Genomic DNA, 26,187 nt, shown 5'->3' with positions numbered 1-26,187 from the left:
AACCCGGTCACTCGACGACCAGAACCACCTCGGGCTTGAGCGTCGAACCCTTGTGATCAACGTAGATCGCCACCACCGGTGCGGTGCCCGATTGATCGGCGGGGCCGTACACGGCCCACGGGCCCGGATCGTCCGGGGCGGCCCCCAGGACCTCGCGCGGAAGCACCTGACCATGGCGCACCCTGGCCAGCGCATCGGCGTCCGGGCTGAGCGAGTCCAGGTGGGCGACCGCCTCGGCTGCGCTGCGCAGCGGCGCAGCCTCCCAGCCGAGAGCGTCGGCCACCGAGTACTCCCCCACCCGGGTGCGCCTCAGCGAAGCCAGGTGCGCTCCGCCGCCCAGGGCGATGCCCAGGTCGTGGGCAAGGGTACGCACATAGGTGCCCGACGAGCACTCGACGGTGGCGCAATACATCGGCGGCGTGTCCTCGGAACCCGCAGTCACGGCCGGCGCCACGCCACCGATCCAGGTCTGGTCTCCGACCTCGCTGCCCGAGGCCAAGGAGATGTCGAAGCGGTCGACCCGAATCGGGCGGGGCGGTCGCTCCACCTCCTTACCCTCCCGAGCCAGCTCGTGGAGGCGCTTGCCATCGATGCGCACTGCCGAGACCATCGGGGGGATCTGCTCGCTGTCCCCTTCCATTTCTCGGGCCGCTCGAGCCACGGCATCGGGGGTCATTCCCGACATATCAAAGGTGCCGGTAACCTCCCCGGCAGCATCCTGGGTGGAGGTGGACGCACCGAAGACGATCATCGCCTCGTAGGTTTTGGGCAGCCCGACCAGAAACGTCAAGAGACGCGTTGCCTTGCCGACGCCGATGAGCAACAGGCCGGTGGCGTCGGGGTCGAGGGTCCCCGCATGGCCAACAGCCGGGGTGTCGAAGCGCTTGCGGAGCCGAGCGACCACATCGTGGGAGGTCAGCCCGGCACCCTTGTCCACCAGCAGAAACCCGGTCGGCCCGTCGCGACGGCGGGACTTTCGACTCATCGGGCCGCCCGTATCGAGGCCGCGCTCACCGAGCTGCCGATCACTCGGCTTCCGATCACTGGGCCTCGGCGTCGTCGGCAGGTTCGTCGACCCGATACACCGATTCGTCGAACGGCTGATCCGACGGCGGGTCCAGGCCGGCCAGCACCGCCTCGATGCGCAAGCCGGCCTCGATCGAGGTATCGCGAACGAAGCTGATCTGAGGGGTCTTTCGGGCCCGCACGCTGCGGTTGATCACCTGTTGGATCGGCCAGCGCAGCTGCTCCAGCGCCTCGGCCACCTCGGCGGAGCGGCCCTCCTCGGTGGCGAGCACCGCCGAGTAGTACACCCGGGCGCGGGCCAAGTCGCCGTCGACGTCGGCACTGGTGATCGTCACCAGCTCCAGCCGCTCGTCGGCGATCCGCTCGAGTTCCTCGGCTACCAGCTCGCGCACCAGCTCGCCGATCCGATCGGTGCGGGCGAAGGGACGGCCCGGTCCGGTCGCCCGGCCACGCGAAGTGTCTCGTCTGCTCATCGTGCCATCCTCGCGCTCTTGGTATGAGGTCACCCACCCACAGCGGTGTGGACCGCCGGTGATCCGTTGGGCTCAGTCGGTTTCCAGCCACCAATTGGTGACGTCGAGGACCTCGATCTCGGGACGGGACCAGATCAGCCGCTCGGCCGAGTCCATCGCCTCCTCGCAGCGGCCCGGTGTGGTCGCCACGACCGCCAACCCCAGGCTGGCGAGCTGCCAGGAGTCCTGGTGATCGATCTCGGCCACCGAGATCTCCCGGCGGTTGGCCAGGCGGTCCAGGATGGGGCGTAGTGCGATTCGCTTGGCCTTGAGCGACGCCGCGCCGCCCACCCGAAGGTCGAACCGCGCCGCGAGGACGTGGAGCTCAGCCATCAGGAGCGCTCGTTCCCGTCCCCGGACGCAACCGCCGACGCATTAGGTACGGGGGATCTCCCGCAGCTCATAGGTCTCGATGATGTCGCCATCCTTGAGGTCCTGGAAGTCCGACAGGCCGACACCGCACTCGAAGCCGGCGGCCACCTCGCGCACGTCCTCCTTGAAGCGACGCAGCGACGAGACCTCTCCGGTCCAGATGATCGTGCCTTCACGCAGGAACCGAACCAACGATCCCCGCTTGATGACACCGTTGAGCACCTGGCAGCCGGCGACGGCACCGATCTTGGGCACCCGGAACACCTCCCGAACCTCGGCGTCGCCGGTGACGACCTCCTCGTATTCGGGTGCGAGCATGCCGACCATGGCCGCCTCGATGTCCTCGAGCAGCTTGTAGATGATCTCGTACGTGCGGATCTCCACGCCGGACTCGTCGGCCATCTCCCTGATCTTGCGATCCGGGCGGACATTGAAGCCCAGGATGAGTGCGTTGGAGGCGGCGGCGAGCTGCACGTCGCTCTTGGTGATGCCGCCGACGCTGCGGAGCAGCACGGCCACCTTCACCTCGTCACGCTCCAGCTTCTGGAGGCTCTCGGTGACCGCTTCGAGCGAGCCGTGCACGTCGGCCTTGACGATCACGTTCAGGGTGGCGGTCTCGCCGGCCTGGATCTCCTTGAAGATGTCCTCCAGCTTGGCCCCACCGGCCAGCGCCGACGCGTCCCGGCTGCGCTGAATCTCACGCTGCCAGCGCTCACGGGTGGCGCCGACCGCCTTGGCCTTGCGCTCGTCGGGGGCGACGACGAAGTTGTCGCCCGACTGGGCCACGTCGGAGAGGCCGAGGACCTGCACCGGTGTTGACGGACCAGCCTCGTCGACCTGCTCGCCGTGATCGTTGATCAGCGCTCGCACCTTGCCGAACGCCGGACCGGCCACCATCGGATCGCCCACCTTGAGCGTGCCTCGCTGCACGAGCACCGTGGCCACCGGGCCACGCCCGATGTCCAGGTTGGCCTCGAGAACCACGCCGGTGGCCCGACCGTCGGGCGTCGCCCGCAGGTCTTCCACGTCGGCGACGACCAGGAGGTAGTCCAGGAGGTCGTCGATGCCCAGACCCTGAAGGGCCGACACCTCGACGCAGACCGTGTCGCCACCCCACGCCTCGGGGACCAGCCCGTGCTCGGAGAGCTGCGTGAGCACCCGGTTGGGGTCGGCCGACTCGCGGTCGATCTTGTTGACCGCCACCACGATCGGCACCTCGGCCGCCCGGGCGTGGGCGATCGCCTCGATCGTCTGGGGCATGACGCCGTCGTCGGCCGCCACCACCAGCACGACCACGTCGGTGGCCTGCGCCCCGCGTGAACGCATCGTGGTGAAGGCCTCGTGGCCCGGGGTGTCGATGAAGGTCAGCACCCGGCCGTCGTGCATCGCCTGGTAGGCGCCGATGTGCTGGGTGATGCCACCGGCCTCGCCCTCGCCGACCTTGGCGTTGCGGATGCGGTCGAGCAGCTTGGTCTTGCCGTGGTCGACGTGACCCATCACCGTGATCACGGGTGGGCGCTCTGGCAGCTCGTCGTGGTCAACCTCGTCCTCGGGCACGTCCAGCTGGCGCACCAGCTCGACCTCTTGCTCCTCACCGGGATCGACCAAACGAACCTCGGCGCCGATCTCGGCGGCGAACAGCTCGATCATGTCGTCGGTCAGCGACTGCGTGGCGGTCACCATCTCGCCCTGCTGCATGAGAAAGCGGACGACGTCGGCGGCGGTGCGGTTGAGCTTGGGACCCAGGTCCTGGGGCGGCGACAACCGCTCGACGACGATTACACCCTCGGGAACCGCCGCGTCATCGGGCGTGTAGCTGGGGGCGTCCATCGGCTGCAACTCTTCGCGGTTGCGACGGCGACGGCTCTTGCGTCGGCGCTGCGGGCCGGCGGGGCCACCTGGACGGCCACGACCCGGAGGTCCACCACCCGGACGGGGCGGGAAGCCGCCACCGGGAGGCATCGGTCCACCACCGCCGCCGGGGCGGGCGCCGCCGGGGCCACCGGCTGGGCGTCCGACGCGTGGGCCGGCACCGGGCCGACCGGCGCGGGTGGGCGCAGGCATGCGGCCACCCATGCCGGGGGGCGGAGGAATCGGCTTGCCGCTGGCCGACTTTGGCGGGCCAGGGGGCGGCGGGATCGCCTTGCCAGAAAGGCTGGTCGGCCCGGCCGACTCGCCGCCGGCGGATTCGTCGGGGGTCTCGGTTGCGTCCTCGGTCGGCGCAGCGCCTTCGGTGGCGGGACTGGCCTCAACCTGTGCCACTGCTTCGGCGGCTTCGCTTGGAGCGGCTGCAGCGGACGCCGCCTCGGCGACGGGCTCGGTAGCGGTCGGCTCGGCGGGCGCAGGCTGGGCCACGGCGGGCTCGACGGCTTCGGGTTGGGCGGGTGTTTCAGCCTGCTCGGGGGCGGTCGGTGCCGTATCGACGGTGGGCGCCTCGGCCTCGACGGCCTTCGCTTCGGTGGCCTGCGCTTCAGCGGCCTGCGCTTCAGTCTGATCCACCTCGGCCTGCTTGGCCTCGATCTGTTGCTTGTCCAGCGCATGGCCGGCCGGAGGGGTGACCACCTTGCCGGTGGCGCGCATCGGCCGATCGGCGGACCGGGGCTGTTGGGGCTTGGTCGTGTCCGGCGTTGCCGCCGCGGACACCGACTGGGCCTCGACGTGCATGGCGCGGGCCCGATCGCGCGAGGAGATGGTGCGTCGCGAACCCGGAGGGGGCGGCGGCATCTTCGGACGCGGCTTGGTTGACGGCGCGCCCTCTCCTGGCTGGGAGCCGCCCGAGTCGAACGGGGCGGTGGGCTCGGGGACCGGTTCCTGGGTCTCCTGTGGCGCCTGGGCCACCGGGACAGGATTCGAATCCATCGCCTTACCGGTGGCGCGCATCGGCTTGGCGCTCTCGGTGGCCGCCTTGCCGGTGGCGCGCATGGGCTTCTGCGAGGCGGGCGCCTTCGTCGGCGCCTTCTTGGCGGGTGCCTTCTTCTTCGGTGGCGCCTTGGCCGGCTCCTCGGGCTGTTCGTCCCTGGTCAGGCCCTCGCGCTCAGCCTTACGGCGCACGCGGTCGGCTTGGGCCTCGATCATGCCGGAGCTGTGGCTCTTCACGCCGACGCCCAGGTTTTCGGAGAGCTCCAAGACCTCTTTGTTGGTCATTCCGAGCTCTCGGGCCAGTTCGAAGACCCGAATTTTCTTTGCTGCCAAGGTGATCCCTGTACTTCGCGTGATGTGGTTGCTGTGCTGAGCGCTGTTGCTCTAAGTGCTGAGCGCTGAATGCTGTGTCTGTGGCCTACCGTTGGGTTGCGATGTGCGGTAGGCGGTGGAGTTGTCGCCAGGCGGAACCATCGATATCCGACGACCGAGCCGTGCTGGTGCCGGCCGGGGGGCGGTTCGTGGTCGTGCGCTGACGCGTCCGGTGCTGGGCCGACGGTCCAGTCTCGCGCGTGCGAGAGTTCCGTGCCGAACGGCTGACGTACTAGGTGGCCTCGTCGGCGTCGGCCGCCTCATCGGAGATCGCTTCGTTCGACTCATCGGGCTCGACCTCGGCCGCCTGCTCGGCGGCACCACCATCCTCGGTCGAGGCAGATGCGTCGACCTCAGCGGTGTCGGTGGCCTCGTCGCCCGAGGCCTCGGCGATTGGCGATTCCTCACCGGCTGCCTCGTCGGCAGTGGCCTCACCCGCAGCCTCATCACCGGCGGCGGCGTCGGTCAGCTTGTTCCAGTCCTCGAGGCTCAGCGGTGCGGAGCCATCTGCCGGCTGCCACATCTGCTCACCGGACTCGGGGTCGACCACCCATTCGCCGTCGGCATAGTCGGCACCCTCTTCGTAGGGCTGGTAGTCGGCCTGGGCGTCCTCGGTCTCCGAGCGGATGTCGATGCGCAGACCGGTCAGGCGGTGGGCCAGGCGGGCATTCTGGCCCTCCTTGCCGATCGCCAGGCTCAGCTGGAAGTCGGGAACGATCACCTCGGCGGTGCCCAGGTCGCGGTGGATGCGCACCTCGCGCACCCGGGCCGGTTGCAGCGCCTTGGCCACGAACTCGATCTCATCGTCGGAGAACGGCACGATGTCGATCTTCTCGCCGCGTAGCTCGTTGACCACCTGGCGCACCCGGGCGCCGCGAGCGCCGACGCAGGCGCCGACCGGATCGATGTTGGGGTCGTTCGACCACACGGCGATCTTGGTGCGCTGACCCGGTTCGCGGGCGCATGCCTTGATCTCGACGATGCCGTCCTCGATCTCGGGCACCTCCATCTCGAAGAGACGACGGATCAGGCCGGGGTGGGTGCGGCTGACCACGATCTGGGGCCCTTGGCCGTCATGCGCACCTCAACGATGTAGGCCTTCACCCGGTCGCCGGCGTGGGCACGCTCGTGGGGTACCTGCTCGCTCTGGGGCATCAGCGCCTCGACACGACCCAGGTCGAGCAGCGTGTAGCGGCTGTCGGTCTGCTGCACGATGCCGGTGACGATGCCACCCTCGCGGCCGGCGTACTCCTCGTACTTCATCTCGCGCTCGGTCTCACGAATGCGCTGGTTCATCACCTGCTTGGCCGCCTGGGCAGCGATGCGGCCCATGTCGGATGGGGTGACGTCGTAGGGCTCGCCGAGCAACTCGTAATCCTCGCCCAGCTCCTGGGCCCAGACCCGAATCTCGCCGGTCTCGGCGTCGATCTCGGTCCAGGCGAACTCCTCGGCGCCCGGCATCTTCTTATAGGCCGCGTCGATGGCGTCGGCCAGCACGGTCAGGAGGGTTTCGGTCGAGATGCCCTTGTGAGCGGCAAGCTCTCCCAGCGCGTCCATCATGGCGAGGTTCATGGCTGGCTGTGTCCTTCGGTCGGGGTGTCGTCACCCGAGGTGGTCGTTGCGGGCTTGGCGGAGCCCTGCTTCTTGGCCGGGCCCTTCTTGGGGGCCTTACCTGGTTTGGACCCCTTGCCCGGCTTGGGGGCGGGGCCCCACTCAAACTGGGTGCGGGCACGGTCGATGTCGGCGTACGCCACCGCTCGCTCGCTGCCGTCGCCGGTGCGGACGGTGGCGGTGGTGTCGTCGGCGGCGATCAGCTCACCGTCGGCCCGCCGCTCCCCCGGTGCTCCCGGGTTCAGCTTGATCTTCACCGTCTCGCCGATCGCTCCCCGGAAGTGGTCGGGTCGGCGCAGCCTGCGCTCGAGCCCCGGGGTGGACACCTCGAGGGTATAGCTCCCGGGGATCGGGTCCGCCTCGTCGAGGTGACGTGCGATCGCACGGCTCACCGAGGCCACCTGGTCGAGGTTGGCGCCCTCGGCGCCGTCGACCATGACGAGCAGCGACGAGCCCCGAAACTCGGCGTCATAGAGGGTCAGGCCCGACGCTTCCACCACGGGCCCGATGATCTCGGTCAACTTTGCATCGTCGAGCATCGGCACCTCCCTGTGGTTGTTCTTGCGTCGGTTGTGAGCGAGTGCCGGACAAAGAAGTGGCGTGGGCCAGCGGCCCACGCCCCACTCAGGCGACTCAAGCTCCAATCATCGTAGTACAGACCGCCAGAAGCGGGCCGACGCCCCTCAGCCAACCGGTTCGATCGTGCGCATCCAGCCGCGAGTGTCGGTCGCACGGCCGTATTGGATGTCGAGCAGGGCGCTGCGCAGGGCCATCGTCGTTGCGCCCGGCTCGCCATCGCCCACCGTGCGCGCGACGTCACCGTCGATCAGCCGGCCGACCGGCACGATCACCGCCGCGGTGCCGCAGGCGAACATCTCGCGCAGCTCTCCCGCCTCGATCCCCGCCCGCACGGCCTCGATCGACGTCGGCTCCTCCAGCACCTCGTCGATGCCGATGTCACCGCCCTGTTGGCGGGCCAGCTCGAGCAGCGAGTCACGGGTGACACCCTCGAGGATCGTGCCCGACAGCGGTGGTGTGCTCAGCACGGTGCGACCGTTGCGCTGCCAGACGAACATGGCGTTCATGGCGTTGAGCTCCTCCACCCAGCGGTGCTCGACAGCGTCGAGCCACAACACCTGGTCGCCGCCCGCCGCCGACGCCCGGCCATGGGCGGCGAACCCGGCGGCGTAGTTGCCGGCGAACTTCACCGCACCGGTGCCGCCGGGCGTCGCCCGCACGTCGCTCGACTCCACCGCCACGCTGATCGCCCCCAGCACCGGGCCGAAGTAGGAAGCGACGGGCGAGGCAATCACCGCATAGAGGTACTCCTCGGCCGGGCGCACCGACAGGTGGGCCTCGGCGGCGAAGAGGAACGGCCGCACGTACAGCGCCGAACCATCCGCTGTCGGCACCCACGCCCGGTCGGCGTCGATGAGCGCTTCGCACGACGTCTCGAAGGCCCCGTCGGGCAGCGTCGGCATGGCCAGCCGACGGGCGCTCTGGTTCATGCGGGCGGCGTTGCGCTCGATCCGAAACACCCCGACCGATCCGTCGGCCTGCGTAAAAGCCTTGAACGCCTCGAAGATCGACTGGCCGTAGTGCAGCGCCAACGTTGCCGGGCTGAGCGACAGCGGGCCGAACGGACGCAACTCGATCGGCCCCCACTCCCCCGCAGCTTGCCCGGTGGCAGTCCAGCGCATCAGCACCATGTGGTCGGTGAAGGCCTCGCCGAACACCGGGGCGTCGAGGATCGCCTGACGCTCGGCAGCGGGTCGGGGATCGGACTGGCCAACACGAACGAGGGGATGCACGCCTCCATCTTCGCGCCCACCACCCGGTCAACGGGCTTCGCTCCGAGCCCGTCCCGGACGAAGCAGCCCCTACCAGACAGATCTCTCCCGTGGTACCTTGAGTCCGTGAGTGGGACGAACAATGTAACGATGGGAGATCGGGGTCGTCTGGTGGTACCCGCCGACGTGCGCACACGTCGTGGACTCAGCGAAGGAACACCATTGGTCCTGCTCGACACCCACGAGGGGATCGTGCTCCTCACCCGAAAGCAGCTCCAGGCCCGAGTTCGAGCGGATTTGGCCGGGTTGGATCTGGTTTCGGACCTCCTGTCCGAACGGCGCACCCTTGCCGATGGCGAGGACGACGCTCCGTGAGCGTGGTCGATGCTTCGGCGCTGCTTGCCTTCTTGCAGGGCGAGCCAGGCGCCGACGTGGTGGAGGCCGCCTTGGAGCGCGGCGTCACCTGCGGGGCGGCCAACTGGTCGGAGACTGCACAGAAGGTCTTGGGCAAGCAGCGCAATTGGACTCTTGCCCGGGCGCTGCTGGAGAGCTATTCGATCACCGTCGAACCGGTGACGATCGAGGACGCCGAATGGGCCGCCAGCCGATGGCAACCCGGCGAGGGCCTGTCACTCGGTGATCGGCTCTGCCTGGCACTCGGCGAACGGAAGGATGGTCCGGTCCTCACCGCCGACGCCGAATGGGGAACCGGCGGTCGCATTGTCCAGATCAGGTGAGGTAGGCGCTCGCGTCAGTAGCTGCGGCCGACGACGGCGATCAGGCCGTCCCCGTCGTCGCTCTCGGCCACTCCCCCATCGGCTGCGAGCAGGCACCGAACGGTGATGGCGTGCTCGCCCAACTCATCGACCCCGGCGTCACCGATCGCGTTCCACGGCAGCCGGGCGAAGCCGGTCGCACCCGCCTCGATTGCCTCGCCGACCGTGGACACGTCGACGGTGTTGGCGTCGCGGAATGCCAACGCCTCGGCGAAGAGCGAGGCCTGGATCTCATCGAGCAGCTCGGCCACCCGGCCGGCCACCTCACCGCTGGGCACCGGGGTCTTCTCGCCGGTGTCGCGCCGCACCACCACGGCCACGCCCTCATCGAGGTCGCGCGGCCCCATCTCGATGCGCACCGGCACACCCTTCAGCTCCCAAGCGGTTGCCCGCCGACCGAAGCCGGTGTCGGTGTTGTCGTCGACCTTGCAGCGGATGCCCGCACCGACCAGGTCGCCGGCCAGGTAGCGGGCGGCGTCGCCCACCCGACCGGCGTCGTCCTCGCGCACCACCATCACCACCACCTGGGTTCCGGCCACCTTGGGCGGCACCCGCAGGCCGGCGTCGTCGCCGTGCGCCATGATCAGCCCGCCCATCATGCGGGTCGACACGCCCCAGGAGGTGGTCCACGCCATCGCGTTGGCGCCGTCGGCGCCCTGGAAGGAGATGTCGAACGCCTTGGCAAAGTTCTGGCCCAGCTCGTGGCTGGTGCCCATCTGCAACGCCTTGCCGTCGCGCATCATCGCCTCGACCGTGAGGGTATTGGTCGCCCCGGGGAAGCGCTCCTGGGGGATCTTGCGACCGCGGAACACCGGGATGGCCAGGTACTCCTCCATGAAGTCGGCGTACACCTCGTGAAGGATGCGCACCGCGTAGCGGTTGGCCTCCTCCTGCGTGGCGTGAGCGGTGTGGCCCTCCTGCCACAGGAACTCGCTGGTGCGCAGGAAGATGCGGGGCCGCTTTTCCCAGCGGACCACGTTGCTCCACTGGTTGAGCAGCATCGGCAGGTCGCGGTGGCTCTGGATCCACTTGGACATGAACTCGCCGAAGACCGTCTCGGACGTGGGCCGCACCACCACCGGGTGCTCCAGCTCGTTACCCCCGGCGTGGGTGACGACCGCCAGCTCGGGACTGAAACCCTCGACGTGGTCGGCCTCGCGGGCGAGGTATTCCTCGGGGATGAACAGCGGGAAGTAGGCGTTCTCGGCACCGGTGGCCTTGAGGCGGCGATCCACCTCGGCCTGCATGTGCTCCCAGATCGCATAGGCGTAGGGGCGGATTACCATCGTGCCTCGCACCGGACCGTTCTCGGCCAGCTCGGCCCGACCGATGACGTCCTGGTACCAGCGGGGGAAATCGTCGGCCTGGGGGGTGAGTACACGCTTGGGAGCCACGCGTCGATCGTAGGCGCAGCCGTCGGCCCCGAGCCGATTCGGCAGAATGGCGAGCGTCGGGGCGCGACACTGGTGGACGACCGAGCCGAGGGGGTGTTCGTGAGTGAATTCGACAGCGCCGACCGATCGGCCGGCATGGCAGCCGTCGTTGCTGCGATCGCCCTATGACCGATGCCGACGCTGACGCCGACGTGATCGTTGTCGGGGCCGGGTTCGCCGGGCTGAGCGCCGCCCGGGCGCTGGCAGGCGCGGGCTTGAAGGTCGTCGTGCTCGAAGCGCGCAACCGGGTGGGCGGACGCACCCACACCGTCGAGCGATCGGGGGTGACCCTCGACCTGGGCGGGCAGTGGATCGGGCCGGGGCAGAGCCGCATCGCCGCCCTGGCCGACGAGCTGGGCGTCGACACCTACCCGCAGTACGACGACGGCGACGATGTCGTCGTACGGGCCGGCACCGTCGTGCGGGTGGCCAGCCCGGCACTGGCCTTCGCCAAAGAGGAGCTGCTCGGCTACCTCGAGCTGGTCGCCGCCCTTGAGGCGCTGGCGGACACCGTTCCGACCGACGCACCTTGGCAGGCCCCGAAGGCCGCTGCGTTGGACCGCCAGACGCTGGCCACCTGGATCGACGGCCGGGGTGTGCCTGGCGCTGCGACCGAACTGTTCGAGGTGGGCGTTCAAGCGGTGTTCGCCGCCACCTCCGCCGACCTGTCGCTGTTGCACGTGGCCCACTACGTGGCCGCAGCCGGCGGGTGGAGCGCGCTGACCGACACCACGGGCGGCGCCCAGGAGCGTCGGATCGTCGGCGGGCTCGAACCGCTGGCCCGGAGGCTGGCCGAGCAACTCCCCGGAGGGGTGCAGCTCGACAGCGAGGTGCTCGGCCTCGATTGGGACAGGGACAACGACGGAGTCACCGTCACCGTCCAGCGCCGCGCTCCGGCCGCCGTCGGCTCTGACCTTGGCGGCACCATGGGCCCAGGGGGCTCCACCGGAGCCAGGATCGAATGGCTGCGTGCCCGCCGGGTGATCGTCGCCGTACCGCCGACCGTCGCCCAGCGCATCGCCTTCGATCCGACGTTGCCGCCCGCCCGCGATCAGCTCATGGCCAACATGCCCGGCGGCTCGGTCATCAAGTTCCACGTCATCTATCCGACGCCGTTTTGGCGGGCGGCCGGTCTGTCCGGCCAGGTGATCGCCCCGGGCGCTGTCGTCGGCGCCACCTTCGACAGCACCGCTCCGAACCACGTGCCTGACGGGCCGGGAGTGATCACCGGGTTCTTTGAGGCCGCTCACGCCACCGCCGCCGGGCGCCACTCCCAGCAGGACCGACGTCAGATGGTCGTCGACCACCTGGTGGCCGCCCTCGGCGAGAAGGCGGCGGCGCCGCAGGACTACGTCGACCTCGACTGGTCGGCGGAGCCCCACACCCGCGGCTGCTACGGCGCCCACCTGCCGCCGGGGGCGTGGACCCGCTGGGGCCCGGAGCTGCGCCATCCCGTGGGCCCGATCCATTGGGCGGGCAGCGAATGCGCCACCCGATGGGTGGGCTACATCGACGGCGCCATCGAATCAGGCCGGACCACCGCCGCCGAGGTGGCCAACCAGCTCCAGCCGAATGCCCCTTCGGGGGCCCATCACCGGTACGACGGCGACCCGCACGGCCGCGACCCGCACCACAGCCCAACGGAGCGAACAGATGTGTGACACCTTTGCCGTGACCACCCCGACCGGCACCCTGTTCGCCAAGAACTCCGACCGGCCCGTCGCCGAGCCACAGGTGCTGCGCTACAAGAGCCCCCGGCCCGCCGGCAACCGGCTGCCCACCCAGTACCTGAAGCTTGGCGAGGACCCAGGTTCGGTCGGCGTGCTGCTCAGCCAGCCGGACTGGCTGTGGGGTGCCGAAACCGCGCTGTCCACCCAACGGGTGGCCGTCGGCAACGAGAAGATCTGGACCACCGACGACCCGGCCTCGGCTCAACCGGCGCTGATCGGCATGGACCTCGTGCGTCTTGCCGCCGAAGGGGCCAAGGACGCTGCCCACGCCGTGTTTCTCATCGGCCGGTTCCTCGAACGCTACGGCCAGGGCGGGGGCGGCGAGCGCGGCGACGACGCTGCGACGGGCACCGAGCCTTACTGGTCCTCGTTCCTCATCGCCGACCCGGGAACGGTCTGGCAGCTCGAGACCAGCGCTTCGGCCTGGGTGGCGCGTGAACTACCCGGGGGCGGAGCGATCTCCAACCGGCTGACCGACGACGCCACCTGGGAACGCCATGGCGGAGGCGCCGACCCCACAACCTGGGGGCAGCGGCGCAACCCGGACGTGCCCACCGAGCTGGCCGACCACCGCCTGGCCTGCACCTCGGCCTTCGTCGCCTCGCCCGGCGAAGCGCCCACGCCCGCCGACGCGGTGGCGGTGCTGCGCAGCCACGGCCCCGTGCCCTGGGGCGACCCGGTCGGCCGCACCCGCAACGACGGCGAGGTGGTGGCGCCGCCCGACGACGTCCGTGACGATTTTTCGGGCATCAGCGTGTGCATGCACGTGCGCGACTACCAACGCACGACCGCCTCCTTGGTCACCTGGCTGCCTGCCGACAGGGAGGAGCGCCCCCGCACCGTCGCTGCGCTCGGCTCGCCGTGTTGTTCGATCTTCGTGCCCTGCGGCACTGGATGGATGCCCGAGGTGCTCGGCGACGCGGCGACCTGGGCGGTCGTCGGCGGCCTGGCCGATGCGGTCGAGGCCAGCCCCGACGCGCTCGCCGAGGTGAGGATGGTGCTCGACCCGGTCGAGGACCGCATCTGGGAGCAGGCCACCCAGCGCCCCGGGCGACCGCCCCTCGACGGCGGCGCTGCCTGGTCGGCCGACGTGCGTTCTGCGCTCGCCGCTGCCGCCGACCGCGTGGGCGCTGGTTCCGGTGGGTGACCCGGCGGCGTCCGATTGCGCACCGCGCGCGAACGGCTCGCTCGCGTGACCAGCGGCGCTCAGGCGATCCGGTTGCTCCGATGACCAATCCCGTGGCCTGGATCGCAGCGCAGCGGGGCCTGCGAAGCGACGGTCGCCTCGACGGGCCGGTGTGGGTCGCCCACGACGACGGCCGGCTGAGGGAGATCCGGTGGGGCGACGCCCCCGCCGGGGCGCCCGACCCGACACCGGGAACGCTCACTCCGGGGCTGATCGACCTGCAGTGCAACGGCGGCGTGGGCATCGACCTCGGCTCCACCCCGCCCTCGCTCTGGGGCCCGTGGCGCCGCTCGCTCGCTGCGGCCGGCGTCACCGCTGTGGCGCCAACCTTCATCACCGGGCCCTTCGAGCGGCTGCTCGGCCAGATCGCTGCCACCGAGGAGGAGCGTCGGGACCGCCCGGCGGGCGCTGCGACCGGTGCCCGGCTGCTCGGCGTGCACCTGGAGGGACCGTTCATCGCGCCATCCCGCCTGGGGGCACACCCGAGCCGTTTCCGTCTCGATCCCTCGCCCGGGCACGCCGACGCCCTAGCCCGGCTGCCCCTGGGGGCGCTCGCCATCGTCACCCTGGCCCCCGAGCTGGGGGGTGCCGACGACCTGATCGTCGCACTCCGGCGGGCCGGCGTGGTCGTCTCGATCGGCCACTCCGATGCCACCGCCGAGCAGGTGCACCACGCCGCCGGCGTGGGCGCCTCGATGGTGACCCACCTGGGCAATGCCCAACGGGGCCTGCACCAGCGGGAGCCGGGCGTCGTCGGCGCAGCGCTGGTCGACGATCGCCTCACGCTGGGACTGATCGGCGACCTCGTCCACGTCCATGCCGACCTGATCCAGCTGGTCCGACGGGCGGCGCCCGACCGCTGCGTGCTGGTCACCGATGCGGTCGCCGAGACCGGAGTCACCGACCGTGCACCCCGGGTGGCGGCCGATCGGGACGACGCCGCCGGCCGGTCAACGGCGGATGACCCTTCCGTGCTCGCCGGGGGCATCCACAGCGGGGCGATGGTGGTCGCCGGGCTGGTCGGCGCCGGCTTCGATCCCGGGTGGGTGCTCGACGCGTTCACCCGCCAACCGGCACGGGCGATCGGTCGTACCGACCTGGGCACCCTCGAGGTGGGTGCTCGGGCCGACCTGGTGCGCTGGACGCCCAGCTGGACCGTCGGCTCCACCTGGATTGACGGCGACCGGTTCGTCGCCGACCCTGACTGACCCAGCGATCACCTCTACCCCACCTCCCAACCGGGGAGCCCAAAGCACGCCCAGACGGTCGTTTCCACTCCCGACTTCGTGAAGGGCCCCCGAACCACGCCGAACCGGGGAGCCCAAAGCGCGCCCAGACGGTCGTTTCCACTCCCGACTTCGATAGGGGCTCCCAAACCACGCCGAACCGGGGAGCCCAAAGCGCGCCCAGATGGTCGTTTCCACTCCCGACTTCGATAAGGGCTCCCGAACCACGCCGAACCGGGGAGCCCAAAGCGCGCCCAGACGGTCGTTTCCACTCCCGACTTCCACAAGGGTTCCGAACCGGGGAGGCCAAAACGCGCCCAGACGGTCGTTTCCACTCCCGACTTCGGTTGGGTGGGTGGGTGGGTGGGTGTGCGGGCGGCCCGGCTCAGGTGGTCTTGCGGATCAGCTCGACGACCGCCTCGGAGTCGTTGGCGTCGTCGCCCCGTTCGCCCAGGTTGCGGGCCCGGTCCTCGGCCGCTGCCTTCTTGGCCTCCGCCTTGGTGTTGCGGGCCCGATCGAGGGCCGCTTCGGTGCCGTGCTCGACGATGTAATCGGCCCACTCGACCAGGGTGTCGACCATCTCGTCCTCGGGCACGACCGCCACGTTCTCGCCTTTGACGAACAGGTGGCCCCGCTTGTTGCCGGCGGCGATGCCCAAGTCGGCGTCGCGGGCTTCGCCCGGCCCGTTGACCACGCAGCCCATCACAGCTACCTGCAACGGGATCTGGCGTTCACCGAATGCCTTCTGGGCCCGCTCGGCCACGCCGATCACATCCACCTCGGCCCGACCACACGACGGACACGCGATCAGGTCAACGCCTTTGCGCTCGCGTAGGCCCATCGCCTCGAGCAGCTGACGGCCGGCGCGCACCTCCTCCACCGGATCGGCGGTGAGCGAATAGCGGATCGTGTCGCCGATGCCCTCGGCGAGCAGCGTGGCGATGCCGGCGGTGGCCTTGATGTAGCCACCGGGCAGCGGACCGGCCTCGGTGACCCCCAGGTGCAGCGGGTGGTCGGTGACGTCGGCCAGCTGGCGGTAGGCCTCGATCATCAGGGGCACGTTGGAGGCCTTGACCGAGATCTTGATGTCCTCGAAGCCCACCTCGTCGAAGTAGGCCATCTCCATCTGTGCCGATTCGACCATCGCCTCGGGGGTGACCTTGCCGCCATAACGCTCGTACAGCTTGGGATCGAGCGAGCCGCCGTTGACGCCGATACGGATCGGCACCCCCCGGTCCTTGGCTTCCATGGCGACGGTCTTGATGTGCTCGGGGCGGCGGATGTTGCCCGGGTTGAGCCGCAGGCATGCCACCCCCGCCTCTAACGCGGCGAGCGCCATCTTGTACTGATGGTGGATGTCGGCGACGATCGGCACCGGGCTGCGGGGCACGATTCTCGCCAGACCCTCGGCGGCCTCGGCGTCGTTGCAGGTACAGCGCACGATGTCGGCCCCGGCAGCGGCCAGGGCGTAGATCTGGGCCAGGGTCCCATCGACGTCGGCGGTCTTGGTGATCGTCATCGACTGGACGCTGACGGGGGCGCCGTCGCCGACGGGCACGTCGCCCACCATGATCCTGCGGGTCGGCCGCCGTTTGATGGTGCTGGAAGCTCCTGGGTCCATGCCGTCCTTTGTCTGGGACCGCCCGGTAGCTGGACCGTCCTCGTGCTTGGTCGTTCCGGGTCTGCCGGGATCAGAGTTTGATCGGGCTCACCACGTCCATATACACCGTACTGAGGAAGAGCAGCCCCAACACGCCGACCACGATCACCGCCACCGGGTACATCTTGGCGGGGTCGATGAAGTAGCGACGGCCGTCGCCCTTCAACTTCTCGCGGATGCGCTCGTAGAAGGCGATGGCGATGTGCCCCCCGTCGAACGGCAACAGGGGCACCAAGTTGAACAACCCGATGAAGATGTTGAGCACGGCGAGCAGCAGCAGCAGTTGCCCCCAGTCCACCTCGGCAAGCCCGGTGGCGATCGAGGTGGCGCCGATCAGGCTCATCGGACGGGTTGCGTCCTGCTCCATGCTCGCCTGGCGGGCGGTCGCAGCCGGGGTCGGCTCGTCCGACACGTTGCCGCCGGAGGGCCCGGTGGTGGCCGCCCGACCGAAGAAGTCGACCAGGTTGGCCGGGTTCAACACGGTCACCAGGCCGGTGACCGAGTCCCGCGACAGCTGCCAGAAGGTGGTCACCGAGGCGCCGGCCGCCTCGACCGGGTTTTTGCCAACCTCGGCGTATCCCGATGTCGTGCCGATCATGCCTTCGGGCTCGGTGGCGGCGACCGCCTTGCCGAGCTTCAGGTAGGTGCTCTGGGTGCGTGTTTCGCCATCGGCCACGTAGTCGATCTCCAGCACCCCGCCGGCCGCTGCCTTGGTGGCGGCCTTCAGGTCAACTGCCGAGTTGATCGGCACGTCGTTGATCTCGGTGATGACGGCGTCCTCGCTGAGGCCCGCCTTGTCGCCGCGCTCGCCGTAGCCCTTGACGACCGCTTGGTCGCCGATGAAGAACAGGCTGAGGTCCTCCCCCACCGTGCCGATGACCGACGCCCGGGTACCGAGGGTGGCCGTCAGGTCCAGGGTCTTGCCGTCCCGTTCGACGACGATCGGTACCGTCTCGCCCGGACGGGCGCGTACCTCGTCGCTGAGGTCCTCCTGGCCACCGACCTTGGCGCCGTCGACCGAGAGCACCCGGTCGCCCGATGCCATGCCGGCCTCGGCGGCGGCCGAACCCGGCACGACCGACTCGACCGACCACACGTCCGGATCGGCCTGGTCGAAGAAGGCGAAGTGGGCGAACAACAAGATGAAAGCCATCAAAAAGTGCATGGCCGAACCGGCCGATGCCATCGCCACCCGATCCTTGAAGGAAGCCTGGCGGTAGGAGCGGGCCTCGTCCGAGGCCGACACCTCCTCGTCGCGCAGCATGCCTGGCACCTTGACGAAAGCACCGGCGGGGATGGCTCGGATGCCGTACTCGGTCTCGCCTCGTTGGGTCGACCAGATCCGGGGCCCGAAGCCGATGAAGAACTGCGTGACCTTCATGCCGGCCCGCTTGGCCATGAGGTAGTGGCCCAGCTCGTGCATGGTGATCATGAACAGCAGGGCCAGGATCACGACGACGAGGGCCCATCCCTGCCACCACCACAGGGCGACCAGCGCAGCGACGACCAGCGCCAGGCGCCAGACCCCGGCCCGTTCCATGTCCGGCTCGTCCAGCGTTCCGTCCGGCACCGTGTTGGTGCTCGTCACGGTCGTTCCGGCCTTGGACTTCCGCTCGTTCGTCGGTTGATCAGCGCCCTCGGCCGGAGGCTCGTCGGGCAGCGTGCTGCGGGTATCGCTCACGTCGGTCATCAGGCGGAAGTCTCCTCAACGGCGGCGGGCGATGATGCGGTCGGTCACCTGGCGTGCCTGCCGGTCGGCATGCAGCACGGCATCAACGCTGTCGGCCAGTGTGCCATCCCACTGGCCCAGTGCCTCGTCGGTCAGCTCGGCGATCTGTGTCCACCGGAGCCCCCCGCTGAGAAAGGCCTCAACAACCACCTCGTTGGCCGCCGACAACCAGGCCGGGGCCGTCTCGCCCAAACGCCCGGCGGCGTAGGCCAGGTCGAGGCAGCGGAACGTGTGCCGGTCGGGCGGCTCGAAGTCGAGCGTGACCGCCTGCGTCCAGTCCATTCCGCCGAAGGCGGTGCCGAGGCGGTCGGGGTAGGCCAGCGCATACCCGATCGGCAAGCGCATGTCGGGCATCGACACCTGGGCCATCGTCGTGCCGTCGGAGAACTCTGCCATCGAGTGCACGATGGACTGCGGGTGCACGACCACGTCGATGTGGTCGTATCCAACACCGAACAGCTCGTGGGCCTCGATCACCTCCAGCCCCTTGTTCATCAGGGTGGACGAGTCGATCGTGATCTTGGGCCCCATCGACCACGTCGGGTGGGCGAGGGCCTCCTCGACGGTCACGTCGGCCAGGTCCTCAATGCTGCGACCGCGGAACGGCCCGCCCGACGCGGTCAACACCACCCGGGCAAGCCGCTCCGGGATGTCGTTGGCCCGCAGGCACTGATGAATGGCGCAGTGTTCGGAGTCGACCGGCACCAGCTCGGCGCCCGGGGTGGCCCGAGCCCGCTGCACGACCGGGCCGCCGGCGATCAGGCTTTCCTTGTTGGCCAGTCCCAGGCGCTTGCCGGCGTTGAGGGTGGCCAGCGTGACCCCCAAGCCGGCGAAGCCGACCACTCCGTTGATCACCACGTCGGCGACGGCGGCGGCGGCCTCCAACGCTTCGGGGCCCACTTCGAGGTCGACGCCGACGGGAAGCAGCCCGGCCAGCTCGCCAGAGCGGCTGGCGTCGGTCAGCACCACGACGTCGGGCCGGACCGCCGCCGCCTGGGCGGCCACCGCCTCGACCGATCCATGGGCGCTCAGCGAAGCGACACGAAACCGCTCGGGCTCGGTGGCGATGACGTCGAGGGTCTGGGTGCCGATCGAGCCGGTCGAACCCAGCACCGCAACGTTGATCATGCGGGCTCTGCCCGAGCTCGATCGATCATGTGGGCTCTGCCCTTACCAGCCGGTGACGGTGACGAAGTACGCAACCGGCAGCACGAACAGCAGTGCGTCGAAGCGATCGAGCACGCCGCCGTGGGACGGCAGGACCGTGCCCATGTCCTTGACCTGAAGATCGCGCTTGAGCATCGACTCGGCCAGGTCGCCCAACGGGGCAGCCAGGGGACACAACACCGCAAACAGGGCCGTGCGGGTGGAGAAGCTCTCGCTGCCGAGCAGCCCCGGCGAGGTGACCGTCAGGTAGATGAACGTGACGAGGATCGACACGACCACTCCACCGAGCAGGCCTTCCTGGGTTTTGTTGGGGCTAACGGCGCGCAGGGCACCGCCGAGCGGTGACGCCCCCAGCGTCTTACCGATGAAGTAGCCGGCGGTGTCGTAGGTGACCGCTGCGACGACCGCACCGAAGAGCAACCAGGCGCCGCCCTTGCCATCGGGGGAGGCGCGACCGAGGCCGATCAGCAGGGCAGCGAAGCTGCCGAGGCCGCCGACGTAGAGCATGCCGAGCATCGTTGCGCCGAGGTTCTGAACCGGTTGGTCCCCGGGGGAGACGAACAGGTACCACATCATGCCGGACATGACCGCCAGGCCCAACACGATCGGATAGGCCGCAGAGCCCACCTGATAGGCGCCGATGACCAGCCCGACGATGCCGGCGAGGCCGACCAGTCCGGCCGGGGTATAGCCACCGCGGTGCAGCGCACCCATCATCTCGGTGCCCGACACCCCAAGGACGACGACGATGAGGATCATCGCCGGAATCTGGCCGAGCCAGAACGCCAAGACGCCAACGGCCACCAGACCGACGCCGACCATGATCGCCTGGGGAAGGTTCCGATCCCCGCTGCTCCCGTCCTCGGGCCGGCGGGCTCGAGGGGTCGGCGAGGGACGGCCGCCGTCGTCAGGGGCGGGCGCCGGACGACGCTGCCGTCCGGAGGGCGGACCGTTGCCCTGGTCGGGGGATGGACGGCGGGATGGGCGTGGACCCCCGGGTGCCTGGGGTGGAGCGGAGGACGAGGAGGTGCGCGGCCCTGCGGGGCCTGCCGGGGCGCGCCGGGGCCCATCGGGAACGGGAGCGGGACGGCGGGGAGCCGGCTCCTCTCGTGCGCGGGGAGCGCTCCGTCCGGGCGGCGGTGGCACCAGCGAGGCGGACACCTCGGTCGAGGGGCCGTCGCCCTCCGGGTCGCTCACCCGAGGCTGCTGACCGGGGTCGATCGAGTAGTTGTCCGACAGATACGGGTTGTCCTCGGGATCCTGCCCCTCGTCGTCGAGGGCGCCCACGCGAAGGTGGGTATCGGCAAGATCGTCGAAGTCCATCGGCACATCATCACCCCGGGTTTGGCTCTCGCCCCGATACACCGGCCCGGTCGCCGGCTCGTTCTGGCCGGTGCTCACCACAGAGGGCACCTGCCCGGTCGGGGGCGCCGACCAGTCGGGCAACTCGAAGCCGTCGTCGGGCCCGGCTGCATCCTCCGGTCGCACGAGCGAACCGGTGTCGCTCTCATCGAACCACGATGCAAACGGATCGTCGTCGTCTGGTCCTGCCATGGCGCTACTCCCCTGCCTCGTCTGGCCGTGCCGCACGAAGCGGCCGGAGGGTCCAGCGTGGTTGCCCACCCACCATCGTCATCAGACCTCCATCAAATCGGTGGTCTTGGCGTCGATCGCCTGGTCCACCTGGATCTCGAACGCCTTCGCCACCTTGTCGATGCGCTCGATGGCGCGGTGCAGCTCGTCCTCGGAGATGTCGCCGGCCTTCTCAAGCGATTCGACCTCCTTGCGGGCGTCTCGCCTGGTGCCGCGCAGCGAGTTCTTGCCGTCCTCCGCCTTCTGACGAGCGAGACGCACGAACTCCTTGCGCCGCTCCTCGGTGAGCTGCGGAAAGGCGAGGCGGATGTTGACGCCGTCGTTGCTCGGGTTCAACCCCAGGTTGGATTCCTGGATCGCCCGCTCGACCGCCCCCATCGAACCCTTGTCGAAGGGGGTGACGACCAGCATGCGAGCGTCGGGGACCGAGAAGGACGCCAGCTGTTGCAGCGGCACGATCGAGCCGTAGTAGTCGACCGGCAGCTTCTCGACCAGCGCCGGGCTGGCCCGACCGGTTCGAATCGACGCCAGGTCGGACCGGGTGTGGGCCACGGCGCGCTCCATGCGCTCCGAGGCATCATCGCAAATGAGGGTCACCAGTTCTTCGCTCATGTCTCAGCCCACACTACCGAGGCCGAACGCACAGAGCGGGGACGGGTGCCACATCGGCACGGACGCCCGCCGCCAAGCGGCAGCCCAGCTAGCTGACGAGCGTGCCGATATCCTCGCCGGCCAGCAGCCCGGTCAGGTTGCCGGCGCCCATCAGGTCGAACACGACGATCGGCAGTTCGTTGTCCATGCACAGGCTGGTGGCGGTGGAGTCCATCACGTTGAGGCCCTTCGACAGCACGTCGAGGTAGCTGACCTCCCGCAGCAGCTCTGCGTCCGGATCCAGCTTGGGGTCCGCCGTATAGACGCCCTCGGTGCCGGAGTGGGTGCCCTTCAGCATCACCTCGGCGTCGATCTCGACCGCCCGCAGGGCAGCCGCTGTGTCGGTGGTGAAAAACGGGTTGCCGGTGCCGGCGGCGAAGATGACCACGCGGTCCTTTTCCAGGTGCCGCATGGCCCGCCGCCGGATGTAGGGCTCGGCCACCTGTTGCATGTGGATCGCCGACTGGACCCGGGTCTCCTGGCCCAGGCGCTCCAGCGTCTCCTGGAGCGCCAGCGCGTTGATCGCGGTCGCCAGCATGCCCATGTAGTCGGCCTGGGCCCGATCCATGCCGGCGCCTGCGCCGGTCAGGCCCCGCCAGATGTTGCCGCCACCGACGACGACGGCCAGGGCCACGTCGAAGCGCGCCTTGACGTTGACGATGTCGGTGGCCAGGCGGGTGACCACGTCGCCGTCGATGCCGTTGCCGGCCTCGCCGGCGAATGCCTCACCCGAAAGCTTCAGCAGTACCCGGGACCAGCGTGGCTTCTCCATCACGTCTCCATCCTTGCGCGGTTGGGCCCGGACGACCAGTGCGCCGGACCCGACATCGGCAACCGGCGTTAGGACTCGCCGATGATCGCCTGAGCGAAGCGAACGACGCTGGCCTCACCGAGGCGCTCGTCGACGGTCTGCTTCTCGCCGAACATTCCTTGTTCCGGAAGCACCCGCTCGGCGTACCAGGAGGACATACGGCCTTGAACGATCTTGGGCACGGCCTGTTCGGGCTTGCCCTCCTTGCGCGTCAGCTCCTCGAAGCTCTGCAAGGCCTTGGCCGCCAGATCGGAGGAGACCTCATCGCGGGTCATCGCCGTCGGCTTGGCAAAGGCGACGTGCAGGGCCACTTCGTGGGCCAGTTCGGCGTCGTCGGTGCCGGTGACCTCCAACAGCACGCCGTTGACGCCGCGGCCGTCCTGGACGTGCAGGTAGGCGTCCAGCAGGTTGCCGTCGGCGGCCTCGAAACGCACCGCCGAGCCGATCTCGATGTTCTCGCGCTTGGCCAGCTTCAGGCTGTCGAGCTCGTCATTGAGCTCGGAGACGGCCTCGGGCCCGCGTGCCAGGACGGCATCCGCCATCTTCTGAGCCAGTTCGATGAAGTCATCGGCCTTCGCCGAGAAGTCGGTCTCGGATTTCAGCTGCACCATCGCGGCGGAGTTGCCTTCGGTCGCCATGGCGACGGCGCCCTCATTGTTCTCTCGGTCCTCGAGCGCCGCGACCTTGGTCAGGCCCTTTTCCCGCAGGATCCGGGCGGCCTTGTCACGGTCGCCGTCGGCGGCCACCAGGGCGCGCTTGGCATCCATCATCCCGGCGCCGGTGGCATCGCGCAGCGACTTGACGTCCTTGGCGGTGACCTCGCTCATGCTTCCTCCGCCTGCTTGGCTTCCGCTGGGTTGGTCGCAGCGTCCGCTGTGCTCTTCTCGTCTTCGGCAGCCACTGCGGCGACGTCGGCCGGTGAGGCCTCGGGCGCAGCCTTGACCTCGGCCTCCTCCACCGGCGCAGGCTCGGCCACGGTCTCGGAGCTCTGATCCTCGGAGGCCTTCGCAGCCCCTGCATCCTTCGCCGGCGACTCGAGGGGCTCGTTGAGACGGCGCTCGCGCTCGGCGGCCTGGGCAGCAGCCTCGTTCCGGGCCTGATCCTGGGCGGCCTGGTGCGCGGCCTGCTCTTCGGGCGTGCGCTCGACGGGCTTGGGGGCCTCGGGGGCGCCACCTGCATCCTTGGGTTCGCCGTGGCCGCGCTTGTTGCGGATCTGGCGACCCTCGTTGACCGCGTCGGAGATCACGCGGCTCATCAGGGCTCCGGAACGGATGGCGTCGTCGTTGCCCGGAATCACGTAGCTGATGATGTCCGGGTCGCAGTTGGTATCGACCACCGCAACGATCGGCAGGCCCAGCTTGTTGGCCTCGGTCACCGCGATGTCTTCCTTCTTGGTGTCCAGGATGAACACCGCGTCCGGCAGCGACTCCAGGTCGCGGATGCCATACAGGTAACGCTCCAGCTTGGCCAGCTCGCGGGTGAGCAGCAGCGCTTCCTTCTTAGGCATGGCCTCAAACTCACCGGAGTCGCGCATGCGCTGGTACTCCTTCATCTTTGAGATCCGCTTGGAGATGGTCTCAAAGTTGGTCAGCATGCCGCCCAGCCAGCGCTGGTTGACATAGGGCATGCCGCACCGCTCGGCGTAGCTCTGCACCGAGTCCTGGGCCTGCTTTTTGGTACCGATGAACATCACCGAACCACCGTCGGCCACCAGGTCCCGCACGAAGATGTACGAGTCACGGACCCGCTCGAGGGTCTGGCGAAGGTCGATGAGGTAGATGCCGTTGCGCTCCCCGTAAATGAAGCGCTGCATCTTCGGGTTCCAACGGCGGGTCTGGTGTCCGAAGTGGACGCCCGCATCGAGGAGTTCCTTCATGGTGACTACTGGGGCCATGGTGGTGGTTCCTTCCTTCGGTTCGACGAATCCCGGGGGCGATGCGCGCAAGGCGACCGAAGGTGCGCCCGGGTGGTGATGGGTTGGGTGATCGACCCGTTTGGGCCGACCGGAGATGCTAACCCTTGGGCACAGGGGCCACCCACTCGACGGCGAGGCCCCGTCTATTCGACCAGGACCGCCCGGGCGCCGCCGAAGAAGGCGGCCGGGTCGAGGTAGCGCCGCCCGTCGCGCAACCCGAGGTGCAGGTGCGTCGCGGTGCGCCCCACCATGTCGCGCTGGGCAACCGGAGCCCCGACGACCACGGTGATCTGGGCGAGGCCGGTGTAGGTGCTGCGCAACCCGGACGGGTGATCGATCGAGACCACACCGCGTCCAGCCACCGATCCGGCGAAGGCGACGACGCCCGACCCGATCGCCCGCACCGCAGTTCCCGGTGCCGTTGCGTACTCGATGCCGCGGTTGCCGGGCCCATAGGGCCCCTCCGGCGCCCGAAACGGGTCGGCCACCGGCGCGTCCACCGGCGGGACGAAACGGGGTCGAGATCCATCCCAGCGGGGACCGCTGTCCACCTGGCGATCTTCGGGCTGCGACGGCTGGTCGAATGACCTGGGGGCGTCAGCGGCAATGCTGGCGTTGCGCATCGGCCGGACGTCGCTCTCCGACCGGAACGACACGGCCGACGGCAACGGCGTCGTCGACAGCGCCAGCACCACCAAGGCTGCGCGCAGCACGGCGCCTCACCCGCTCAGCGTCGCGGGTGAGGGCACCGCAACGCTTCGATCAGGCTCTGGGGTGTGCGGAGTGCACGGCGGCCCGCATGCGTTCCCGGCTGACGTGCGTATAGATCTGGGTCGTCTCCAGGTCGGCATGGCCCAGCAGCTCTTGTACCGAACGCAGATCGGCCCCACCGTCGAGCAGGTGGGTGGCGAAACTGTGACGGAGCGCATGGGGATGGGTGAGAACGGGCGAGCGGCGATCGACGATGCGCCGAACGTCGCGGGGGGCCAACCGCTTGCCACGGGCGTTGCGGAACAGCTCCGGCCCGCAGCCGGCGGCCAGGTGGGCCGGACCGTCGCCGACGAGCTGGGCCTCGGCGCTTGCGACGTGTGCCCTGAGTGCCGCCACCGCAGCGTCCCCGACCGGCACCAGGCGCTCCTTGGAGCCCTTGCCCAGGACGCGGGCCAGGCCGCGCTCAAGGTCGAGATCGCCCAGGTCGATGCCGCACAGCTCAGACACCCGCAGCCCGGAGCCGTACAACAGCTCGAGGATGGCGTCGTCGCGGGCCGCGGTCGGGCGTTCGGGGTTGGCGTCCTCGTCGAGCAATTGGCCAAGCTCGTCGGCGCGCAGCACGCGGGGTAGGCGCTGGGCGCCTCGAGGTGCGCTGAGCCCGGCGGTGGGGTCGCCCTCGAGCGTTCCCTCCCGGCGGTGCCATCGAACCAGATGCCGCACCGAGGCCAGCGATCGAGCCAGGGTGGCCGGGGCCAGCCCATCGTCGGCGCGTCTTCGCAGCCAGGCCCGCACGTCGTCGCGCCCCAGCTGGGCGGGCCGGGTGATGCCCGATGCGCCGCAGTGGTCGATGAACCCCTCGAGGTCACGTCGGTACGCCGCCCGGGTGGACGGAGCGAGCGAGGCGCCGCCGACCACCTCGTCGAGGCGCCACGATGCGTCGGGACTGACGTGAGCGGCGATGGGGCACAGGGTACCGACCTCGGGGGTGGCTTCGGTGGTCTCTCGGCGCGCCGGCCAGGTTCGTGGCCGGGCTTCTCGATCCGGTCACCATCGTCGT

At 69.5% G+C, this 26,187-nt stretch carries 21 protein-coding genes and 2 pseudogenes; 5 read left to right on the top strand and 18 right to left on the bottom strand.

The window, feature by feature from the left end; all coding sequences use genetic code 11:
* Positions 1-7: 7 nt before the first annotated feature.
* The 7 genes and pseudogenes from truB to IPN02_05765 all read right to left on the bottom strand — a co-directional run bounded on the left by truB (position 8) and on the right by IPN02_05765 (position 8,563).
* Positions 8-985, bottom strand: coding sequence for a tRNA pseudouridine(55) synthase TruB (gene truB / locus IPN02_05795; protein MBK9296370.1), 978 nt, complete (start codon positions 983-985; stop codon positions 8-10).
* A gap of 55 nt (positions 986-1,040) precedes the next feature.
* Positions 1,041-1,499 carry a 30S ribosome-binding factor RbfA gene (gene rbfA / locus IPN02_05790; GenBank protein MBK9296369.1) on the bottom strand — a complete coding sequence of 153 codons (459 nt, stop codon included), beginning with the start codon at positions 1,497-1,499 and terminating at the stop codon, positions 1,041-1,043.
* Positions 1,500-1,571: 72 nt separating this feature from the next.
* Positions 1,572-1,871 carry a DUF503 domain-containing protein gene (locus tag IPN02_05785; GenBank protein ID MBK9296368.1) on the bottom strand — a complete coding sequence of 100 codons (300 nt, stop codon included), beginning with the start codon at positions 1,869-1,871 and terminating at the stop codon, positions 1,572-1,574.
* A 42-nt stretch (positions 1,872-1,913) separates the two neighbouring features.
* Positions 1,914-5,102 (bottom strand): translation initiation factor IF-2, encoded by a 3,189-nt coding sequence (gene infB, locus IPN02_05780; protein MBK9296367.1) that lies wholly within the window; start codon positions 5,100-5,102, stop codon positions 1,914-1,916.
* A 271-nt stretch (positions 5,103-5,373) separates the two neighbouring features.
* Positions 5,374-6,713 (bottom strand): annotated as a pseudogene (gene nusA / locus IPN02_05775) (transcription termination/antitermination protein NusA).
* Positions 6,710-7,291 (bottom strand): ribosome maturation factor RimP, encoded by a 582-nt coding sequence (locus IPN02_05770; protein ID MBK9296366.1) that lies wholly within the window; start codon positions 7,289-7,291, stop codon positions 6,710-6,712. The pseudogene nusA and the gene IPN02_05770 overlap by 4 nt, the downstream one beginning before the upstream one ends.
* 144 nt (positions 7,292-7,435) lie before the next feature.
* Complete coding sequence (locus tag IPN02_05765; protein ID MBK9296365.1) at positions 7,436-8,563, bottom strand: branched-chain amino acid aminotransferase; 1,128 nt, start codon at positions 8,561-8,563, stop codon at positions 7,436-7,438.
* Between IPN02_05765 and IPN02_05760 the strand changes: the two genes are divergently transcribed.
* Positions 8,558-8,917, top strand: coding sequence for an AbrB/MazE/SpoVT family DNA-binding domain-containing protein (locus tag IPN02_05760; GenBank protein ID MBK9296364.1), 360 nt, complete (start codon positions 8,558-8,560; stop codon positions 8,915-8,917). The genes IPN02_05765 and IPN02_05760 overlap by 6 nt on opposite strands.
* Complete coding sequence (locus IPN02_05755) at positions 8,914-9,279, top strand: type II toxin-antitoxin system VapC family toxin (protein MBK9296363.1); 366 nt, start codon at positions 8,914-8,916, stop codon at positions 9,277-9,279. Before IPN02_05760 ends, IPN02_05755 begins: the two co-directional genes overlap by 4 nt.
* A gap of 14 nt (positions 9,280-9,293) precedes the next feature.
* Here the strand turns inward: IPN02_05755 and IPN02_05750 are convergent, their stop codons facing one another.
* Positions 9,294-10,712 (bottom strand): proline--tRNA ligase, encoded by a 1,419-nt coding sequence (locus IPN02_05750; GenBank protein ID MBK9296362.1) that lies wholly within the window; start codon positions 10,710-10,712, stop codon positions 9,294-9,296.
* Positions 10,713-10,876: 164 nt separating this feature from the next.
* Between IPN02_05750 and IPN02_05745 the strand changes: the two genes are divergently transcribed.
* The 3 genes from IPN02_05745 to IPN02_05735 all read left to right on the top strand — a co-directional run bounded on the left by IPN02_05745 (position 10,877) and on the right by IPN02_05735 (position 14,875).
* Entirely contained in the window at positions 10,877-12,412 is a 1,536-nt protein-coding gene (locus IPN02_05745; protein MBK9296361.1) for an FAD-dependent oxidoreductase, read from the top strand.
* The gene (locus IPN02_05740) at positions 12,405-13,628 is read left to right on the top strand and encodes a hypothetical protein (protein MBK9296360.1); all 1,224 of its coding nucleotides are present in this window, start codon (positions 12,405-12,407) and stop codon (positions 13,626-13,628) included. The genes IPN02_05745 and IPN02_05740 overlap by 8 nt, the downstream gene beginning before the upstream one ends.
* Before the next feature lie 80 nt (positions 13,629-13,708).
* Positions 13,709-14,875, top strand: a complete 1,167-nt coding sequence (locus tag IPN02_05735; protein ID MBK9296359.1) for an amidohydrolase family protein — start codon at positions 13,709-13,711, stop codon at positions 14,873-14,875.
* 403 nt (positions 14,876-15,278) lie between these two features.
* On the opposite strand, the gene ispG is transcribed toward IPN02_05735, so the two are convergent.
* From ispG to IPN02_05685, 10 genes and pseudogenes are all read right to left on the bottom strand, one after another.
* Entirely contained in the window at positions 15,279-16,514 is a 1,236-nt protein-coding gene (gene ispG, locus IPN02_05730) for a flavodoxin-dependent (E)-4-hydroxy-3-methylbut-2-enyl-diphosphate synthase (GenBank protein ID MBK9296358.1), read from the bottom strand.
* Between the two features lie 70 nt (positions 16,515-16,584).
* The gene (locus IPN02_05725; protein ID MBK9296357.1) at positions 16,585-18,243 is read right to left on the bottom strand and encodes a site-2 protease family protein; all 1,659 of its coding nucleotides are present in this window, start codon (positions 18,241-18,243) and stop codon (positions 16,585-16,587) included.
* Between the two features lie 15 nt (positions 18,244-18,258).
* On the bottom strand, positions 18,259-19,410 hold the full coding sequence (locus IPN02_05720) for a 1-deoxy-D-xylulose-5-phosphate reductoisomerase (GenBank protein MBK9296356.1): 1,152 nt from the start codon (positions 19,408-19,410) through the stop codon (positions 18,259-18,261).
* A 42-nt stretch (positions 19,411-19,452) separates the two neighbouring features.
* A complete protein-coding gene (locus IPN02_05715; GenBank protein MBK9296355.1) occupies positions 19,453-21,003 on the bottom strand; it encodes a phosphatidate cytidylyltransferase in 1,551 nt (516 codons plus the stop codon).
* An 81-nt stretch (positions 21,004-21,084) separates the two neighbouring features.
* Entirely contained in the window at positions 21,085-21,654 is a 570-nt protein-coding gene (gene frr, locus IPN02_05710; GenBank protein MBK9296354.1) for a ribosome recycling factor, read from the bottom strand.
* Positions 21,655-21,742: 88 nt separating this feature from the next.
* Entirely contained in the window at positions 21,743-22,465 is a 723-nt protein-coding gene (locus IPN02_05705) for a UMP kinase (protein ID MBK9296353.1), read from the bottom strand.
* Between the two features lie 68 nt (positions 22,466-22,533).
* Positions 22,534-23,331, bottom strand: a complete 798-nt coding sequence (tsf, locus tag IPN02_05700) for a translation elongation factor Ts (GenBank protein MBK9296352.1) — start codon at positions 23,329-23,331, stop codon at positions 22,534-22,536.
* 152 nt (positions 23,332-23,483) lie between these two features.
* A pseudogene (gene rpsB / locus IPN02_05695) lies at positions 23,484-24,398 on the bottom strand (30S ribosomal protein S2).
* Positions 24,399-24,562: 164 nt separating this feature from the next.
* Positions 24,563-25,042 carry a M23 family metallopeptidase gene (locus tag IPN02_05690; GenBank protein ID MBK9296351.1) on the bottom strand — a complete coding sequence of 160 codons (480 nt, stop codon included), beginning with the start codon at positions 25,040-25,042 and terminating at the stop codon, positions 24,563-24,565.
* A gap of 139 nt (positions 25,043-25,181) precedes the next feature.
* The gene (locus IPN02_05685; protein ID MBK9296350.1) at positions 25,182-26,099 is read right to left on the bottom strand and encodes a tyrosine recombinase XerC; all 918 of its coding nucleotides are present in this window, start codon (positions 26,097-26,099) and stop codon (positions 25,182-25,184) included.
* Positions 26,100-26,187: the final 88 nt, after the last annotated feature.

Origin of the sequence: Candidatus Microthrix subdominans (genome assembly GCA_016719385.1) — a bacterium.
GTDB lineage: Bacteria > Actinomycetota > Acidimicrobiia > Acidimicrobiales > Microtrichaceae > Microthrix > Microthrix subdominans.
Note: the sequence above shows the minus strand (reverse complement) of the source record. Positions and strands in the feature narration are given on the sequence as shown.

What these genes read in the sequence shown, in the direction of transcription:
- tsf (MBK9296352.1), bottom strand. Translation starts at nt 23,331, where the DNA reads ATGAGCGAGGTCACCGCCAAGGACGTCAAGTCGCTGCGCGATGCCACC.
- IPN02_05760 (MBK9296364.1), top strand. Translation starts at nt 8,558, where the DNA reads ATGCACGCCTCCATCTTCGCGCCCACCACCCGGTCAACGGGCTTCGCT.
- IPN02_05725 (MBK9296357.1), bottom strand. Translation starts at nt 18,243, where the DNA reads ATGACCGACGTGAGCGATACCCGCAGCACGCTGCCCGACGAGCCTCCG.
- IPN02_05770 (MBK9296366.1), bottom strand. Translation starts at nt 7,291, where the DNA reads ATGCTCGACGATGCAAAGTTGACCGAGATCATCGGGCCCGTGGTGGAA.
- IPN02_05715 (MBK9296355.1), bottom strand. Translation starts at nt 21,003, where the DNA reads ATGGCAGGACCAGACGACGACGATCCGTTTGCATCGTGGTTCGATGAG.
- rbfA (MBK9296369.1), bottom strand. Translation starts at nt 1,499, where the DNA reads ATGAGCAGACGAGACACTTCGCGTGGCCGGGCGACCGGACCGGGCCGT.
- truB (MBK9296370.1), bottom strand. Translation starts at nt 985, where the DNA reads ATGAGTCGAAAGTCCCGCCGTCGCGACGGGCCGACCGGGTTTCTGCTG.
- IPN02_05720 (MBK9296356.1), bottom strand. Translation starts at nt 19,410, where the DNA reads ATGATCAACGTTGCGGTGCTGGGTTCGACCGGCTCGATCGGCACCCAG.
- IPN02_05740 (MBK9296360.1), top strand. Translation starts at nt 12,405, where the DNA reads ATGTGTGACACCTTTGCCGTGACCACCCCGACCGGCACCCTGTTCGCC.
- IPN02_05785 (MBK9296368.1), bottom strand. Translation starts at nt 1,871, where the DNA reads ATGGCTGAGCTCCACGTCCTCGCGGCGCGGTTCGACCTTCGGGTGGGC.
- frr (MBK9296354.1), bottom strand. Translation starts at nt 21,654, where the DNA reads ATGAGCGAAGAACTGGTGACCCTCATTTGCGATGATGCCTCGGAGCGC.
- IPN02_05735 (MBK9296359.1), top strand. Translation starts at nt 13,709, where the DNA reads ATGACCAATCCCGTGGCCTGGATCGCAGCGCAGCGGGGCCTGCGAAGC.
- ispG (MBK9296358.1), bottom strand. Translation starts at nt 16,514, where the DNA reads ATGGACCCAGGAGCTTCCAGCACCATCAAACGGCGGCCGACCCGCAGG.
- IPN02_05705 (MBK9296353.1), bottom strand. Translation starts at nt 22,465, where the DNA reads ATGGAGAAGCCACGCTGGTCCCGGGTACTGCTGAAGCTTTCGGGTGAG.
- IPN02_05745 (MBK9296361.1), top strand. Translation starts at nt 10,877, where the DNA reads ATGACCGATGCCGACGCTGACGCCGACGTGATCGTTGTCGGGGCCGGG.
- IPN02_05690 (MBK9296351.1), bottom strand. Translation starts at nt 25,042, where the DNA reads ATGCGCAACGCCAGCATTGCCGCTGACGCCCCCAGGTCATTCGACCAG.